Source organism: Varibaculum timonense, assembly GCF_027694345.1.
Taxonomy (GTDB): Bacteria; Actinomycetota; Actinomycetes; order Actinomycetales; family Actinomycetaceae; genus Varibaculum; species Varibaculum timonense_A.
Genome location: NZ_JAQEVU010000001.1, coordinates 136,861 through 152,450 on the forward strand (window position 1 = coordinate 136,861; position 15,590 = coordinate 152,450).

Sequence of the window (15,590 nt, forward strand, 5' to 3'; positions counted from 1 at the left end):
GCGTGGTTTCCTGAGGTAAACGTCTTATCTTGGCTTACGTTACGCAGCGAGGAAATAATTGCCAAGCCCATTCCGCTACTACTAATAAATGTCGCTCTCCAAACACTAGGAGCATCCCGAAGCTGCTAATACACCAATCCGACAGCAGACTCCCTATGTTTACGCGAATACTTCCTAGGTGTAAAACAATCCCCTCAAGTAACCAAAAAAGATAATTCACAACGACCTTTAGGTTTAGTTAGAGTGGGTGTCAGGCTGTTAGATAGTTCTATGGTAGTTAAAGATCGTTTGGGAATGACCCGCAGGGATCGGCAATCTCTGGACGTGGCTAAGCTTTACTATAGTGGGTTATCCCAAAGTGAAGTCGCAGATATAATGCATATTTCCCGACCGAATGTTTCTAAACTACTTACATATGCTAAGGGGCGCGGGTTCGTAAAAATCAATATAGAGGATCCACGCGAGCAAGACAGAGAATTGATTGATGCCCTCCGCTCCGTCTTTTCACTTGATGAAGTACGTTTGGTTTCGCCACCTAGAAGGCGCGATGTTGATATTCGCAAGGCTCTAGGAAAAGCGGGGGCAGACCTATTCATGAATCTTGTACGCGATGGTGACACGGTTGGGGTTTACTGGTCGCGAACTATTCAGTCATTGACCGCAAGTCTGCGCACGCTAGATTTACAGCGGGTTACCGTAGTGCAATTGGGGGGCGATTTGAAAATGCCATCCATGGATCTATCTACGCGAAACAGTTTCCGGGAGTTACGACAATCTTTAAAGGCAGAGGTGCATATGATGGGCTATCCAATAGTTATGGAATCTGCCGGTGCGAAGCTGACGATTGAAAGAGAAGGGACTGTAAGTAGAGCAATGGAGCTTGCGCGCCGAGCACGAATCGTTCTTTATTCAGTTGGGTCAGTTAGTTCAGAGGGAAACCTGTTGCACAGTCCGTTAATTAGTAAGGATGAAAGAGAATTTTTAGCTGCGCACTCAGTGGGTGAGGTATGTTCACACTTTATTGACTCAGATGGTCGAGTCTGCCTGCCAGATCTCAACAATCGCACTCTGGGAATTTCTCTTCCAGATTTGCGGCACAGTGAGCAAAAAATCCTTTTAGCGGGAGGAGCCGATAAGCTCTGTGCAATCAATGCCGCATTGATTCGGGGGTATGCTAACCGGTTGGTAATAGACACGGCAACGGCACGCATGCTATATGCCTTGACTCAAAAGAAAAAGGGGAAATAACTAAAATGGCACATATGTGCCAATAATTTGGTGTGAATGCATAGCTCGCAAAGTAGCGTGAAACCAGTGACAAGTCAATCAGTAACTTGCACGAAGTCGAAGGAGACGTAGATATGACCACTAAAGCAAAATTAATCGATCATACCCTGCTTGCCCCGGATGCTACGACCGAAGCAATCAGAAAGCTTTGCGATGAGGCTAAGGCTGCTGGCTTCTGGTCAGTGTGTGTAAGCCCTAATAGGGTTTCACTGGCGAAGCGTGAGCTTTCTGGTAGTGATATTAAAGTATGTACTGTAATCGGATTTCCCTCCGGAGCGCATTGCACAGAGGTGAAAAAAATCGAGACTGCCCAAGCAATTTCGGACGGTGCGCAAGAGGTCGACATGGTGGTAGACCTGGGGGCAATCAAAGACGGAGATTGGTGCACAGTTCAGCGGGATATCGCTGCTGTAGTCCAAGCAGCGGGTGCCGAAGTATTAGTGAAGGTCATCTTGGAAACCTGCTTACTTACCGATGAAGAAATTGTGCAAGCATGTGAATGTGCACAAGAGGCGGGCGCAGACTTTGTAAAAACTTCCACGGGTTTCTCACAATCCGGTGCCAGTACGCACGCAGTAGAGCTTATGCGCAAAACTGTTGGCTCAAAAATGGGCGTGAAAGCATCTGGAGGCATCCGAACCTCCTCTTCCATGGATGAAATGATCTCGGCAGGAGCTAATCGTATTGGTGCCTCTGCCGGAATTAAACTGTTGGGAGAGAACTGATGAGTACAGATGTAAAAAACTCACCGAAGAATCAATTAATGCCGGAGCGAAACACTCCCCAAGGACAAACAAATAACACTTTAGGACTGATAAAGGATAATGCATTGCAATTATCCGATGGATACCTATCGCGAACACCTATTTTTCAGTATCTCTTATTATCGATTTGCTTCCCTATGTGGGGGATAGCTGCAAGTCTCAATGATATTTTAATTACGCAGTTTAAATCAGTTTTCACACTTTCTGACTTTGCTTCCGCTTTTGTGCAGTCGGCATTCTACGGTGGGTATTTCATTATTGCTATCCCCGCCTCCCGAGTAATCCGCTCTACATCCTACAAAGTAGGAATCATGGTTGGTCTAAGTGTTTATATAATCGGTTGCTCGATGTTTTTCCCGGCCTCCCGCATGGCAACATATTCAGTTTTCCTACTATCTCTATTTGCAATCGCAATAGGGTTATCGTTCTTAGAGACCTCCTGTAATACTTACTCCTCTATGATTGGACCGAAAAAATATTCCACGCTGCGACTAAATATTTCCCAAACTTTCTATCCTCTGGGATCTATCGGGGGAATTTTGTTGGGCAAGTACTTGATTTTTTCCGAAGGTGCTGCGCTTCATAATCAGATGGCCAACCTTTCGGCGGACGAGTCGCAACAATTTGCTCGGGAAATGCTTCAACGTACCTTGCATCCCTACCGGGTAATCATAATGATTTTGCTAGTGATGTTGGTTCTAGTGATGATTACACAGTTTCCAAAGTGTAAACCAACAGTTACCAAGGCAAAAGAGACCACAAAGGCAACTGTGTTCGAGACTCTGAAATACTTAGCTGGAAATCGCAGATTTAAAGCTGGTATCTTGACCCAGTTTCTTTATGTCGGTATGCAGACTGCGGTCTGGTCTTTTACTATTCGACTTGCCTTACAACTAGATCACGGTCTTAATGAAAGAACCGCCTCGAACTTCATGATTTTTTCGTTCATCGGATTCTTCTTGGGTAAATTATTGGCAAATATCTTGATGACTCGATTCAATCAAGACCTCGTCCTCGTTGGTTATTCTGTTTGTGGATTGGGGGCGCTAGTATATGTAATCCTAGTTCCCAATATGACGGCAGTTTATGCTGCGGTATTGGTGTCGTTCCTGTTCGGACCGTGTTGGGCAACTATTTACTCGCGCACATTAGACTCAGTAAAAGATAAGCGTTATACAGAAACTGGCGGAGCAATAATTGTTATGTCGATTATTGGTGGTGCAGTTATCCCCGCAGTACAGGGGCTAGTTTCTGACCTTACCGGTTCAATGCAAGTATCTTTTGCTGTGAATCTCTTTTGCTTCGGTGCGGTATTCATGTACTTCTATTTCTCCTACAAGACTTCTCAAAAGGCTGAAATCTAATGCAATACGAAATTAATTTAACAAAATCTCTTTTTACACCGCTAGAGACAGAAATACTTCATTCAGAGCAATGGTCGGTAACCGCGAAAACCTATTCGTCAGGAGTTGCTTCACTTACCATCCATAATTCGCTCGGGTACGTTGAGATTTTGCCGTTCATGGGGCAAATCATATGGGATGCAAATTTTTGCGGGCACAGCCTACGTATGGAAAGTATGTTTTCTGAGCCAAAACCTGCGACCCTAATTGAGGATACCTACGGGTGCTTTGCTTTTCATTCGGGACTGCTCGCTGCCGGTTGTCCCGGCGAAGGCGACAATCACCCTTTGCATGGAGAATTTGCGTGCGCGCCCATGGACTCGGCAAAATTAATCGTTTCAAATGATGCTATTCGTGTAGTTTCTTGCTGCGAGTATTTGAAAGGCTTCGGGAATCACTACTTAGCCAATCCGGCTGTGACTTTGCGCCAGGATTCATCTATGTTTGACATTGAACTGCGAGTGCAAAACTTGTCTAAGTATGCGTCAATGCCTCTGCAATATATGTGCCACATGAACTATGCGTTTGTGACAAACGGAAAAATAACACAAAACTTGCCTGTAGAGGCCTTCAAACTGCGTGAATCAGTACCTGCGCACGTTAAACCAACCGAAAATTGGTTGAAAATAAATGCAGATATTAGAGCCGGTAATCGAGATGCTAATTCCTTGGAAGGAGCCGAAGAGTTCGATCCGGAGATCGTTTATTTCGCTGATGCAGTCGATGAAATGACTAAAGAAGCGATTATAGAATTGGATAGCCAGAATGGAACGGTATTTGAAACCCGTTTTAGCACTGAGAGTTTCCCAGTGGTTACGCGCTGGATATTGCACAACGCAGATCAAAAAGTTGCTGCGTTTGCGCTTCCCGGCACCTCGCGTCCAGAAGGGCGTGAAGCAGCTCGTAAAGCTGGAACATTGATTGAACTTGCTCCGGGAGAAGTTCGCAATTTCAAGGTAACCACTGGGATAAAGGAGAAATAAATGGATATTGCAGTAGTTGGCTCTAATATGGTTGATTTAATCTCCTATATAAATCGAATGCCGCGTGAAGGTGAGACCGTAGAAGCCCCGGATTTTTGTATGGGCTGTGGCGGTAAGGGTGCGAACCAAGCCGTAGCTGCTTCTCGATTAGGCTCAAAGATTTTGATGGTTACCAGGGTGGGTAACGATATGTTTGCAGACAACACCATCAGAAATTTCGCCGAGAATGGGATAGATACAGATTTTGTTTTACGCACTGAGGCTACCTCGGGAGTTGCCCCAATTTTTGTAGATCCCCAATCCCGTAACTCAATAATCATCGTGAAGGGTGCAAATGCATTCCTAACTCCTGATGATGTAGAAAGTGCTAGGGCACAAATTGCCAAATGTAAATTGATTGTGATGCAGCTGGAAATTCCGTTAGAAACGGTATATTCAACTATACAATTAGGAAAGGAATTAGGTATCCCCATTCTGCTGAACCCAGCACCAGCTGATCCTTCCTTATCGTTGGAACGGGTAAAAGACGTAGAGTTTATAGTACCGAATGAGAGTGAACTGTCTTTACTAACCGGAATGCCGGTAGATACCGAGGAAGATATCCGCGCCGCCGGTCAAGTACTTATGCGATCTGGAATTCCAAATGTAATTGTTACTTTAGGGGCTCGCGGAGCTTTGTGGATTAGCGATTCGGGGGAGCAGTTGATTGCGGGTACTTCCTCCCGAGCACTGGATACCACCGGAGCAGGTGATGCTTTTATTGGATGTTTTTCTCACAGCTGGACTCAGAGCGGTGATATAGCAGACTCGATTCGCAAGGCAAATATTTATGCAGGTGATGCGGTAACTAAACGAGGAACGCAAACCTCCTATGCAACAGCAAAGGAGCTGAAATTTAGCTAATATCATTTGCGTGTCTACCTGGTAATCACGTAGCTACTGGGCTTATTTAGTAGTTACACTACTTTTAGTAGTGGTCGGCACAGACAACGTTAGAATTATGAGGGTATGAGGCAGGGGTATTTTTATCAATCTGCTGCTACTCTTGGATGCCCTTCCTCTATTTAGAGGAAGGGCATCACGCTATTTTTACTGAGTTGATTGCGTGCGGAGAGGTCGAATCCTGCTCAAGTGCATGGGGTTTTATTTCTGCCTATTTTGAGAGGGTTAGGGATATGAGTAAGAGGTGTTCGCACGATTTTAAGGATTACGTGGTTCGGATGGTGTGTGAGCAGCTTGAAATGGTTTGTTCTCTAACGTCTGTTGAACAGATAAAATCAATGTCTCAGTGTGCGCGGTTTGCGTGATTAATTCCTGATAAAGGAACTGAAGCAGATATATGCAGGTGGCTACGAGATCTACGGGAAGCGGAAAATGTAGTTGGAAATCTTTAGAATCTGTAGTTAGATTTCACAAATTCCGCGAACCGGTAGTTCTCATCGAAAATCTACACGATTTCCCCTGCTATCACGATATTTATCAATTGCCTGGCATATGCTTTTTAACTTTGTCACCCGATAAGCGTGGGGAGTAACAAAGCCTCAAATAGGTATTAGCCAGTTAATCGCGGATGGGGCCCAAGGCGCTTAGGGGAATCACGTGTATACCGCTAGGTAGGGTATACCCGGAAGTGCTGCGTACTGGTTTTATTCCGCTTCTTGATACTATTTGTTTTACTGCCGCGCGGTAGAAAATGACCCAACACGACAGGAGCAAAAAATGAAAAGAAACATTGCAGCCATGACGGTGTTACCATTATCGGTTTCTTTACTTTTTACCGGTTTTAGCGCACCAGCATTCGCAAGTGAGACCGTACCGTATCCCAAAGATCAGGTTATCGTAAATACCCATACACCGAGTGTTGCAAACTGTGCTTCTGTGATTACTCAGGAAAATGAGAATTCATTATTCGATTTGGAGACTAAAAACCAAACAAGTAACGTCAAGAATCTAAAGCCGTCGTATTCATCTCCCTCACGAGAAGATATCAGTTTTTATGGAACTGATGATTTAGAAACAATTGCCTTGTTAAAGGAGATAGAAAAAGGCTTTGAGTTCTATGGAAACGAGGGAGCGTACGATGACTTAGTAATTCCTGCTATACAGACTCGGAGTTGGGGGACATTTGCCAACTGTATAGGAAACGGGTTAGCAAAGTCCTATGGATTGGATGTGTTAAAACGGGCTTTTAATCAAGAAGTTCGTAAGGCATTAAAATCACGCAAATGGAAAGTTGCCTCATCTGTGATGCATCGAAATCTTAAAAAGTTTTTAGGTAAGAAAGTCGCTTCTTATGTAATTAAAGTGATTGCAAGTAAAGCACTTCCAGGAGGATTACCTGGTCAGATTGCTTTTCAGGCAGGAAAATGTGCCATCAAGGAAGTTTGGTAGTGATGAAATCTGTCAAGAAAACGCGAATGGGCGAACCTAGCTTCGCAAAAGCTCTAGCAATAAGCATTCTAATTATTTTATCTGTACCGCTTCCCCTAGCGTTTTACATGAGTGGTATCGATTGGATATTTCAGGGGATATCAGCTGTTCCAAAAGAGTTTTTAGCTACATATTTTCTTGAATTGTTGATTCTGGTTATTAGCATTTCTGTATTTAAAATTAAAGAAAAAATATCTCAGCAGAAATAGTCGTAACTTTTTTATATTCACCAATCAGGTAACCACTGAAAATAAGCACTCATTTTAGGCAAAGCCCCGAGTAGACGGTTGAACGGCTCTCGGGGCTTTGCCACATTTGACGCAGTAGGGGATACTGTCGGGTTGATACCTGAATGGGAATTAGTCCATTAATCGCGGATGGGACCCAAGGCGCTTAGGGGAATCACGTGTACACCGCTAGGTAGGGTATACCCGGAAGTGCCTCCGGTTATGATGGCTAGGAAATCTGGGGGAGTAACCATTCGGCTCTTCCGCAAACGGAGAAGGTTATTCTCGGCAGCAGAAATAACGCTATCTGATTCTCCAAGTTTTACCTCAAGACCTGCCCAGTTTCCATCATCAAACTCAAGCAAAATATCTACTTCTAGATCTGATTCGTCCCGGTAGCCAAAACAGTTAGCGTCAATTTGCTCCGCGTAGGTGCGAATGTCTCGAACCGATATCGAAATAAATATCGCTTCTAACAGCTATATTGATACTTTTGCGAGGTTTTTGCTTATATGTTTGCGAGGTTTTCGTTTGCACTTTTGCGAGATTTGTTCGCCTTAGGATGAATGAAAAGACCGAGGTATCGCCCGGGATTGATGAGGCTAGCTGCTCTGGTTTTCCTTGGCCTGGCGAGTATATTGATCAAAATCTTCCACATTGTTGTTGGAATCCCCACCCAAGGGGGAGGAGACGAGTGGAACTTTCTTGAAAGTAAGCGCGGGGTCGTAGGGCATAGGGCGCTGACCCTTGCGACGCGCAGCAGATATGAAAGTAACCAGCCAAGAAATCACTGTCCAAATCGCCAAAACCACGAGTGCTTTGCCCAAATGTAGTTCCCCGCCGGCAATAGCCGCGCGAATCGTGCGTGCCACGTGGGTCATTGGGAATAGCGGGCTGAGGAACTGGAAGAACTTCGGAGCGGTTTCTACTGGGAAAGTTGCCCCGGTAGAGGTTATCTGTAAACACAATAAGATTACTGAAAGGGCGCGTCCTCGATAACCCAAACCGGCTACGCATGCTTGGTTTACTGCTACATATCCGATAGAGGCTAATACTGAAATCAGAATCAATGCCACGAAATTATGAGGATTTATCTTTAAGAACAGTTGCAAACCGGTCACTACCGTAACTGCTTGAAGTGCCCCAAATAGCGCGCCTATTGACATAGAACGGAAACCGCAACGCCAGAAGCTTTCCTGAGGGTGACGTCGTAAATCCAATGCCGGGAAAATCAAGAAAATAGCGATTCCCCCAATCCATAGACACAAAGCCATAAAGAACGGGGCAAATCCGGCACCGTTGTTACTGACGGAGTTTTCGCGCACGGATTTAACATCTGCAACTGTGCTGGCAGATTTAGAAACTTTATCCGCTTGAGTGCTGCTGACCTCGGGAATCTGCTCGGCTCCGCTGCGGAGACCGTCTTGGAGGTTTGAGGCTCCCTCGCCAAGTTGGTCTATACCGACAGAGAGCTGTTTTCCACCATCGGAAGCTTTTTTCGCTCCCTGTGATAGCGAGTTAAGACCGCCAGTTAGAGCGCCTGTTCCTTGCTGTAGTTGAGCCGAATTCTTATCTAAGGTGGCAGCGCCGGAAGCTAGTTTATTAACTCCTTTTTCTGCTTGAGCTAATCCGTTAGCGAGCGCAAATGTGCCATCTTTTAAGGTTGGCTTATTTTTTCCGTTTTGGGAAGCAGGGGTAAGGGCAGTCTGTCGGCTCAGTTCTTTTATTCCCTGGTCAGCGGTGTTTAGTTTCTGTTTGATTTCTTGAGGATTGAGCTGGGAGAGTTTATTTGCCATTCCAAGGAGGTCTTGGGCTTTCGTGATTTTTTCCGCTAGCTGTTGCAGGGTTAAACCTTGCTGCTTGGCCATATCAGACAATAATTTGCACTGGGGAACTGTGGGCAGCGCAGCTGGAAGAACCTGAGCACAAGCGGTAACCACTCCTTTAAATTCGGTTAAAAACTTTGCAATTTGTGCAGCATCAACGTCTGAATTAGCTAGCGGCGCTAGCAAATCAACTAGGTCATTTCCTTTCTTAACCAATTGGGAAACCTCAGGTTGAATAGCGGAAACCTGCTGGTGGATTTGATCGACTCCGCCATCAACTTGTTGTGCACCTGCCGCTAACTTGGGCATATTGGCATTTAGCTGACCAAGTCCAGAGCTTAAAGTAGATACTCCGCCGGTATAGGCGCTCACCCCGTCTCGAAGCACTAGCGCGCCATTGCGGATTTTAACGCTCCCATCGGCGAGTTCTCCTAGTCCTGCCACTAAAGTATCAGCGCCGTCCCCTAATTGTTTTCCGCCCTCGGCAAGTTTTCCGGCACCGGAGCTGGCATCTAGAAAACCCTCTTTTAGAGTTCCGGTTGATAGTAAGAGTTGGTCAATATATCCGGCAGCTCCCTGTTGCGATAGGGCAGCTTGCAGGGCAGATGCAGCTGATACCGCCATCGTGCCCTGTAGGTAATTCACCGAGTCATCGGTACGCAGCTCCAGCCGAGCTTTCTTGGTAGGTACTTTGTTTTCCGGGTTGGCAAGATTTGCAAACGAGCTAGATAAATCATTAGGGATTATCAGGGCTGCCTTGTAGGTTCCATCTTTTAGCCCGGTTTTTGCCTGTGATAGCGAGGACTTTGTCCAGTCAAAGCCTGGGGCGTCCTCTTTGTAAAGTTCGTTTTCTAGACTTTTGCCGAGGTCGATAGTTCGGGTTTTTTCGCCAGTGTTAGCTTCTGCCGGGGAATCGAGGTTTACGACCGCTGCTTTTAAGGTCCCTACCCGTTCCATTGGATCCTCGTATGCCCAGGTAAACAGACCGGAATACATTAGGGGGATAATCAGGACACCTACGACTACCACTATGTTGGAAAGAGTGTTCCAACGATATTTCTTTCCCATAGTACCTCCGGACTTTACTGATGAAATCTTTACCAAAAGATTACGATACACCAGTGTATCGAATGGTGTTAATCGCTGGGGTTTTCTGCTCTTTCATAGTAGGTAACCTGCCAGCGACAATCCCCCGAAATAGGGCGAAACTCACTGTCAGAACGCAGTGAATTTTTTTTCCAAATAGCGGGGGAAATTAGGGGAGCATGAGCAAAATCCTCACTGTCTCCTACATCTAAATCTAGGTAGGTAACTACGAGTTCATCAGCTATTTCCATACCTTCTGCGTATAGGCGCGCCCCTCCGGTAATCCAGCAGCGCTCAGCGCCCGAATCCTTAGCTAGGGTCAAAGCCTCGGATAGCGAAAAAGCAAGAGATGCGCCCTTTGCCTGATAGCTTTCCTGCGAAGTCAATACGATATTTAAGCGCCCAGGCAAAGGCTTTTTACCCAAGGCTTCAAAGGAACGCCGCCCCATAATAATAGGGCTGCCCATGGTGGTGGTTTTAAAATGCTTGAAATCAGCGGGGACGTGCCAAAGCATTCCCCGACCGTCTCCGATAACTCGATGGGCTGCCTGCGCCCAAATCATGCCAATATGCATTTGCTGTCTCCTAAACTGCTATCGGGGCTTTAATCGTGGGGTGGTGCTGATAATTCTCAACCTGTACATCTTCCCAGGTGTAGCTGAATAAGGAGTCTGCGGGGCGTAAATGCAAAGTGGGGAAAGGATAAGGACGGCGAGCAAGCTGTTCTTTAACCTGCTGGATATGGTTGTTATAAATATGGCAATCCCCGCCTGTCCAAATCAATTCACCAACTTCTAATCCGCTTTGCTGAGCCAACATATGGGTTAGTAAAGAATAGGAGGCGATATTAAAAGGGACACCCAGGAACATATCGCAAGAGCGTTGGTAGACTTGCAACGATAGACGACCAGACGCTACATATGCTTGGAATAGCAGGTGACAGGGGGCAAGAGCCATTTTGTCCAGTTCCGATACGTTCCAAGCAGATACCAGTAGCCGCCTAGAGGACGGGTCTTGTTTTAGATTAGAAAGCAGTTTTTCGATTTGGTCGATATTTCCTTGCCTACTTGGCCAAGAACGCCATTGCACTCCGTAGACCGGTCCTAGTTCGCCCTCTTCGTTCGCCCAATCATCCCAAATATGAACGTTTTTTTCCTGTAACGGTTTTACACTGGAGCTTCCCGATAAGAACCAGAAAAGCTCCTCGGCGACTCCGCGCATAAAAACTCTTTTGGTGGTAATCAAGGGGAATGATTTTGAGAGGTCATAGCGCAATTGAGCGCCAAAAAGTGAACGAGTTCCGGTGCCGGTTCTATCTTCCTTTTGGTTTCCGCTCTCTAAGATTTTTTGCAGTAAATCTTCATATTGTGTATCTAACACGCCCTCACCTTTCGCTAGTGTTACCCCATATTTTAACGGCAATCTATCCGGCTCGATCGCCAAGCCTGAGTATTCGCCGCAGGTAGTACTTAGGCAGAATGGATAAAGCTGGGAATAGTTGGTTGGTAGGGGTAGTTTTACTGCCCGGCGCTAGCTTTTATCTGGCTTTCAATGTTGATAACCGGTGCTAGCTCAACCATAAATTCCTGTGCGGAAAGGTTCCGGATTTGCCCTAAAGCTGCTTGTACGCCCGCTACTGTCCGTTTGGCGACCGCTTTCCCAGATAAATATCCAACCCCGGCTCCGATTCCAAAAGGAATAAGACGTCCGGCAATGCGGCCAGCGCTGCGATGTGCGAGTTTCTTTGAAGCATACTTCATTAATGCCTTATTTACCTGACTTATTGTGGGGGAGGAAAGGTTTTTCAAGGACGAGCGTGCCCAACTAAGAGAACGTAATCCCAACTGATCGGATACAATCCGAGCGCCCTCTTCTCCCAGGAGACTAGACAATATCAGGGTGCGGCGTTTTTCCCGGTCGGCAGGGCGAAAACCATGCAAACGGCTAACGGCCAAAATATAGGTGGTAGTCTGCAAGGCGTAGGTAGCAAGCTCGCCGGCAGTAAGCCCTAAAGCTACCCCGGTACCAGCTCCCGGTATTGCCGCTCCGGCTCCTACTGCCGAGGAAGCGTAGGCGGTGCGAGTGATATATTGCTTGGTCAAAATGGTTTCAAGCTGCGCAACATCTGCTTTCGGGTAGGTGTTTACCAGTTTTAACAGCTTGTTGTCGATGTATTCGTTGGGAATATCCAGTACCGCATCTAGTACTTGTCCAAAGTCTGAAGCCTGGCGTATTTTAGGCAGTACCTCTTTGACGGTGGTAGCTATCTGCTCTTTTGGCAAACGCGGGTGAGGCTGAAAGCGTTTGAAAACTGGGCGCTTGAACATTTTGTTTTCACTCCTGGCAGACTAGATGGTCAAAACTGGATACAATCAATACTGCTTAATACTTTTAGGTTAGTCTCCAGGGCGTTTAACAGCGAGCCTAAACGGTGTGAGAGCCTCCAAAGAAAGGGAGATAGCTTGCGTGAGTTTCAGCTGGAAATTCAGTATCCGTCCTCTCCAGAGCAGGTTTGGGCGATGCTTACCAATCCGGATTTTCTAAAGTTTCGCTTCAGGCAAATGCCGGCTTTTCTTGGCGAGGTGCAACTTGAAAAAGCCGATTCCGGTATTTATATTTCGCGGGCGACCCTTAAGCCTCACGCCTGGCAAGAACTTGGAAGATATGCCCACCTACTTCCAGAAGAGTTAGCGATAGAAATAGTGGAAACCTGGGTGGATAATCCGGCTGTTCCTCTAATAGCTGAAGGCAGTTTTCAGGTGAATATCGCTAGTATTCCAGTAACAATCAAAGCAGATAGTCAGCTGAAGTATCCAGAAAATAACCGGCAGGAAACCGTACGTCACCTCTCGGGAAAACTGGAAGTCAAATTGCCGTTTATCGGCGGTAAAGTTGAGCGGGAAATTCTCTCCCGGATGCAATTGTTAGCTAGCGCGGAAGAGGACGCAGCGGCAAGTTGGCTGCAAAGTAGCGCTCAATAGAATTTCCGTTCAGGGATACCTCATAACTTGCCGATGTCGCTCCTAGCATAGACTGGTAACCGTGAGCGGGATGAGGGAACTGATTCGCCGGTACGGTCAGGATTTATCGGACAGTGATAGCGACCATCTGCATATGTTGGTGGGCGATTGGCAGGTTTTAGCTGATATTGGCAGTGCCGATTTGATTTTGTGGATTCCAGATGACCAGGGGCGGTATGTAGCGATTGCCCATACCCGTCCGGGATCTGGTTTTACTATCCACCTTGATGACGTGGTGGGGCTTACGGCTTCGCCAACGCGCTCCAGAATGCTTAAATCTGCCTTTGCTCCGGATTCGCAGCCTACTACTCCGGAAGTGCGCTGGGCGGGTTCTTATTCGGTAATCGCCAATGCGGTTCCGGTTCGTCACGACTCTCGGGTAATTGCTGCCCTCACCGTAGAGGTTAATATTCAGTCTTTGCGTGTTTTTGAACAGCAAGAACAGTGGTTTCATAAAACCGCGAATATGCTTTGTGAAATGATTTCTCAAGGTAGTTTTCCGGCTGCTTCTCTGCCGGCAGCTACTACTCACGGGATGCCGCGCCTGATTGATGGCGCGATTAATTTGGACGCAGAGGGCAGAGTGCTGGATTTGACTCCCAATGCGCGCTCTTGTCTACGTCGCTTGGGAGTTCGGGAAGAGGTTATCGGGGCGGTTCTCGCTGAGCTAATAACCGAGGTGGTTCAAGATCAATGCCAGGTCGATGAAACCTTGCCGGTGGTGGTAATGGGGAAAGCGTATTGGCTGGCAGAAGTGGAGTCGCCCTCGGGTATTGTTTCTTTACGTTCGTTGCCTTTAGAGCAGTCTGGCGAGCGAATGGGGGCACTTTTGTTGTGTAGAGATGTTACTGAGGTGCGTAGACGCGAACGCGAATTGATGAGCAAAGATGCTACGATTCGCGAGATTCATCATCGGGTGAAAAACAATCTGCAAACTGTTTGTGCGCTTTTGCGTCTGCAGGTTCGTCGTTCCGATTCTCAAGAGGTTAAAACAGCCTTAGGGGAGGCAGAACGGCGGGTTGCCTCGATTGCGCGTGTTCATGAAGAGCTATCGCAAACGGTCAGTGAAACCGTAGATTTTGACGAAATGATTTCTCGCCTACTTAGAATGTCGGCGGCAATGGCGGCAACCGATCAAGAAGTTGATACTGAGTTTGTTGGTAGTTTCGGAATGATTGATGCCGAGACAGCTTCGGTACTGGCAGTGGTGATTTCAGAACTGGTTGCTAATGCGGTTGAGCACGGTTTGGCAAATCGTGATGGGAAAGTGGTTTTAGAGGCTAAACGTGAACGCAGTGAGCTCGATGTTTGGGTGCGCGATAATGGTAGTGGTTTAGAAGATAAACCGCTGAGCGGACTGGGAACCCATATTGTGCGCACTCTGGTACGTGCAAATCTTAAGGGCTCTATTGATTGGAGTTGCCCCGAGGAGGGCGGTACGAAGGTGCATATCCATGCCCGCATTGAGGAGGACGTTAGATAAATGGGGAAATCACGTAGACGGCGTGGCTGGCCAGACCTGCCCAGCTCTTTGGCGGGCAAAATAGTTGATAATCATACCCACTTGCCGCTGTGGGAAGAGCAGATTCCCCTGGTAGAGGGGGTACGGCTGAGTCTAGATGAACAATTGGAGAGGGCGAAAACTGTAGGGGTTAGCGCCTTGATTACCTCAGGCTGTCAAATCGATGAGCTTGCGCCTACAGTGCGATTAACTGAGCAGCATCCCCAGGTATTTTGCGCGCTTGCTATTCACCCGAATGAGGCCGCTTTGCACGCGAAAGTGGTAGCTAAAGCGCCCGATGGGCAAACCTATTCACTGAAGCCTTGGCATGAAAACTATTCCTTAGAACAGGCGATAGCTGAAGTTTATGAGCAGGTAAAAGGCTGCGACAAGGCGGTTGCGATAGGCGAGAGCGGATTGGATTATTTTCGCACTTCTGCGCAGGGAAAATCTGCGCAACAGCAGGCTTTTAGAATGCATATCTCCCTGGCTAAAGAGCTGAATCTACCATTGCAGATTCATGACCGGGAGGCTCATGCCGACACTATTCGGATTTTAATGGAAGAGGGCGCTCCCGAGCGTACGGTTTTCCACTGTTTTAGTGGAGACAAAGAAATGGCTCAGGTACTGGCAGAGCAGGGGTGGTATGCCTCTATTGCCGGGCCGGTCACCTATAATGCGAACGAGTGGCAGCGCGATGCTGCCCGAAAGATACCAGCTTCGCTATTGCTGGTGGAAACCGATGCGCCCTATTTAACTCCGCATCCGCACCGGGGGCAGCCGAATGCTTCCTATATGCTTGCCTGGACGGTGCGAAAGCTGGCAGAAATCACCGATAAAAGCGAACCTGAACTGGTGAGCCAGCTACGTAGTAATACTCGTGAGGTGTATGGACAGGCGGTAACGGCGCTAGATTAGCGGGACGTTAATATCTATTCACAAAGTCTATTGTGCGAGGTAGACTGGTGGTGTTTTATTCCACTAAGGAAATATATCGAACAGGTAGCTATTTGGTAACAATCAGGTTACAGTTATTTCTGATTGGGGGTTTTATTTCCCAGGG

At 47.0% G+C, this 15,590-nt stretch carries 15 protein-coding genes; 10 read left to right on the top strand and 5 right to left on the bottom strand.

The features are described 5' to 3' along the window. Positions 1–270: 270 nt before the first annotated feature. The 7 genes from PG728_RS00565 to PG728_RS00595 all read left to right on the top strand — a co-directional run bounded on the left by PG728_RS00565 (position 271) and on the right by PG728_RS00595 (position 7,076). Entirely contained in the window at positions 271–1,248 is a 978-nt protein-coding gene (locus tag PG728_RS00565; protein ID WP_072510025.1) for a sugar-binding transcriptional regulator, read from the top strand. A 113-nt stretch (positions 1,249–1,361) separates the two neighbouring features. Continuing rightward, positions 1,362–2,012, top strand: a complete 651-nt coding sequence (gene deoC, locus PG728_RS00570; protein WP_072510024.1) for a deoxyribose-phosphate aldolase — start codon at positions 1,362–1,364, stop codon at positions 2,010–2,012. Then, a complete protein-coding gene (fucP, locus tag PG728_RS00575) occupies positions 2,012–3,415 on the top strand; it encodes an L-fucose:H+ symporter permease (RefSeq protein ID WP_333558156.1) in 1,404 nt (467 codons plus the stop codon). Before deoC ends, fucP begins: the two co-directional genes overlap by 1 nt. Continuing rightward, entirely contained in the window at positions 3,415–4,437 is a 1,023-nt protein-coding gene (locus PG728_RS00580) for an aldose 1-epimerase family protein (protein WP_072510023.1), read from the top strand. The genes fucP and PG728_RS00580 overlap by 1 nt, the downstream gene beginning before the upstream one ends. Beyond that, positions 4,438–5,340, top strand: a complete 903-nt coding sequence (gene rbsK, locus PG728_RS00585) for a ribokinase (RefSeq protein ID WP_072510022.1) — start codon at positions 4,438–4,440, stop codon at positions 5,338–5,340. Positions 5,341–6,156: 816 nt separating this feature from the next. Then, the gene (locus tag PG728_RS00590; RefSeq protein WP_072510021.1) at positions 6,157–6,828 is read left to right on the top strand and encodes a hypothetical protein; all 672 of its coding nucleotides are present in this window, start codon (positions 6,157–6,159) and stop codon (positions 6,826–6,828) included. Beyond that, positions 6,828–7,076, top strand: a complete 249-nt coding sequence (locus tag PG728_RS00595) for a hypothetical protein (protein ID WP_270625091.1) — start codon at positions 6,828–6,830, stop codon at positions 7,074–7,076. The genes PG728_RS00590 and PG728_RS00595 overlap by 1 nt, the downstream gene beginning before the upstream one ends. Positions 7,077–7,234: 158 nt before the next feature. On the opposite strand, the gene PG728_RS00600 is transcribed toward PG728_RS00595, so the two are convergent. The 5 genes from PG728_RS00600 to PG728_RS00620 form a co-directional block, all read right to left on the bottom strand. Beyond that, positions 7,235–7,459: a hypothetical protein gene (locus PG728_RS00600; RefSeq protein WP_270625092.1), complete on the bottom strand. Its 225-nt coding sequence runs from the start codon at positions 7,457–7,459 to the stop codon at positions 7,235–7,237. A 237-nt stretch (positions 7,460–7,696) separates the two neighbouring features. After that, positions 7,697–9,988, bottom strand: a complete 2,292-nt coding sequence (locus PG728_RS00605; protein ID WP_270625094.1) for a YhgE/Pip domain-containing protein — start codon at positions 9,986–9,988, stop codon at positions 7,697–7,699. 68 nt (positions 9,989–10,056) lie between these two features. Next, on the bottom strand, positions 10,057–10,581 hold the full coding sequence (locus PG728_RS00610) for a dihydrofolate reductase (RefSeq protein ID WP_270625096.1): 525 nt from the start codon (positions 10,579–10,581) through the stop codon (positions 10,057–10,059). A gap of 10 nt (positions 10,582–10,591) precedes the next feature. Next, a complete protein-coding gene (locus PG728_RS00615; protein ID WP_270625098.1) occupies positions 10,592–11,386 on the bottom strand; it encodes a thymidylate synthase in 795 nt (264 codons plus the stop codon). A gap of 137 nt (positions 11,387–11,523) precedes the next feature. Next, a complete protein-coding gene (locus tag PG728_RS00620) occupies positions 11,524–12,333 on the bottom strand; it encodes a hypothetical protein (RefSeq protein ID WP_270625100.1) in 810 nt (269 codons plus the stop codon). 135 nt (positions 12,334–12,468) lie between these two features. On the opposite strand from PG728_RS00620, the gene PG728_RS00625 reads away from it, so the two are divergent. The 3 genes from PG728_RS00625 to PG728_RS00635 all read left to right on the top strand — a co-directional run bounded on the left by PG728_RS00625 (position 12,469) and on the right by PG728_RS00635 (position 15,445). Next, positions 12,469–12,987, top strand: coding sequence for a DUF2505 domain-containing protein (locus PG728_RS00625; RefSeq protein ID WP_270625101.1), 519 nt, complete (start codon positions 12,469–12,471; stop codon positions 12,985–12,987). A gap of 70 nt (positions 12,988–13,057) precedes the next feature. After that, a complete protein-coding gene (locus tag PG728_RS00630; RefSeq protein ID WP_072510014.1) occupies positions 13,058–14,509 on the top strand; it encodes a sensor histidine kinase in 1,452 nt (483 codons plus the stop codon). Further along, positions 14,510–15,445, top strand: a complete 936-nt coding sequence (locus tag PG728_RS00635; protein WP_270625103.1) for a TatD family hydrolase — start codon at positions 14,510–14,512, stop codon at positions 15,443–15,445. It begins immediately after the preceding gene. Positions 15,446–15,590 lie beyond the last annotated feature (145 nt).

Coding starts and splice junctions, on each gene's coding strand:
- PG728_RS00630 (WP_072510014.1), top strand. CDS start 13,058: ATGAGGGAACTGATTCGCCGGTACGGTCAGGATTTATCGGACAGTGAT.
- PG728_RS00580 (WP_072510023.1), top strand. CDS start 3,415: ATGCAATACGAAATTAATTTAACAAAATCTCTTTTTACACCGCTAGAG.
- rbsK (WP_072510022.1), top strand. CDS start 4,438: ATGGATATTGCAGTAGTTGGCTCTAATATGGTTGATTTAATCTCCTAT.
- fucP (WP_333558156.1), top strand. CDS start 2,012: ATGAGTACAGATGTAAAAAACTCACCGAAGAATCAATTAATGCCGGAG.
- PG728_RS00590 (WP_072510021.1), top strand. CDS start 6,157: ATGAAAAGAAACATTGCAGCCATGACGGTGTTACCATTATCGGTTTCT.
- PG728_RS00605 (WP_270625094.1), bottom strand. CDS start 9,988: ATGGGAAAGAAATATCGTTGGAACACTCTTTCCAACATAGTGGTAGTC.
- PG728_RS00635 (WP_270625103.1), top strand. CDS start 14,510: ATGGGGAAATCACGTAGACGGCGTGGCTGGCCAGACCTGCCCAGCTCT.
- PG728_RS00565 (WP_072510025.1), top strand. CDS start 271: ATGGTAGTTAAAGATCGTTTGGGAATGACCCGCAGGGATCGGCAATCT.
- PG728_RS00610 (WP_270625096.1), bottom strand. CDS start 10,581: ATGCATATTGGCATGATTTGGGCGCAGGCAGCCCATCGAGTTATCGGA.
- deoC (WP_072510024.1), top strand. CDS start 1,362: ATGACCACTAAAGCAAAATTAATCGATCATACCCTGCTTGCCCCGGAT.
- PG728_RS00620 (WP_270625100.1), bottom strand. CDS start 12,333: ATGTTCAAGCGCCCAGTTTTCAAACGCTTTCAGCCTCACCCGCGTTTG.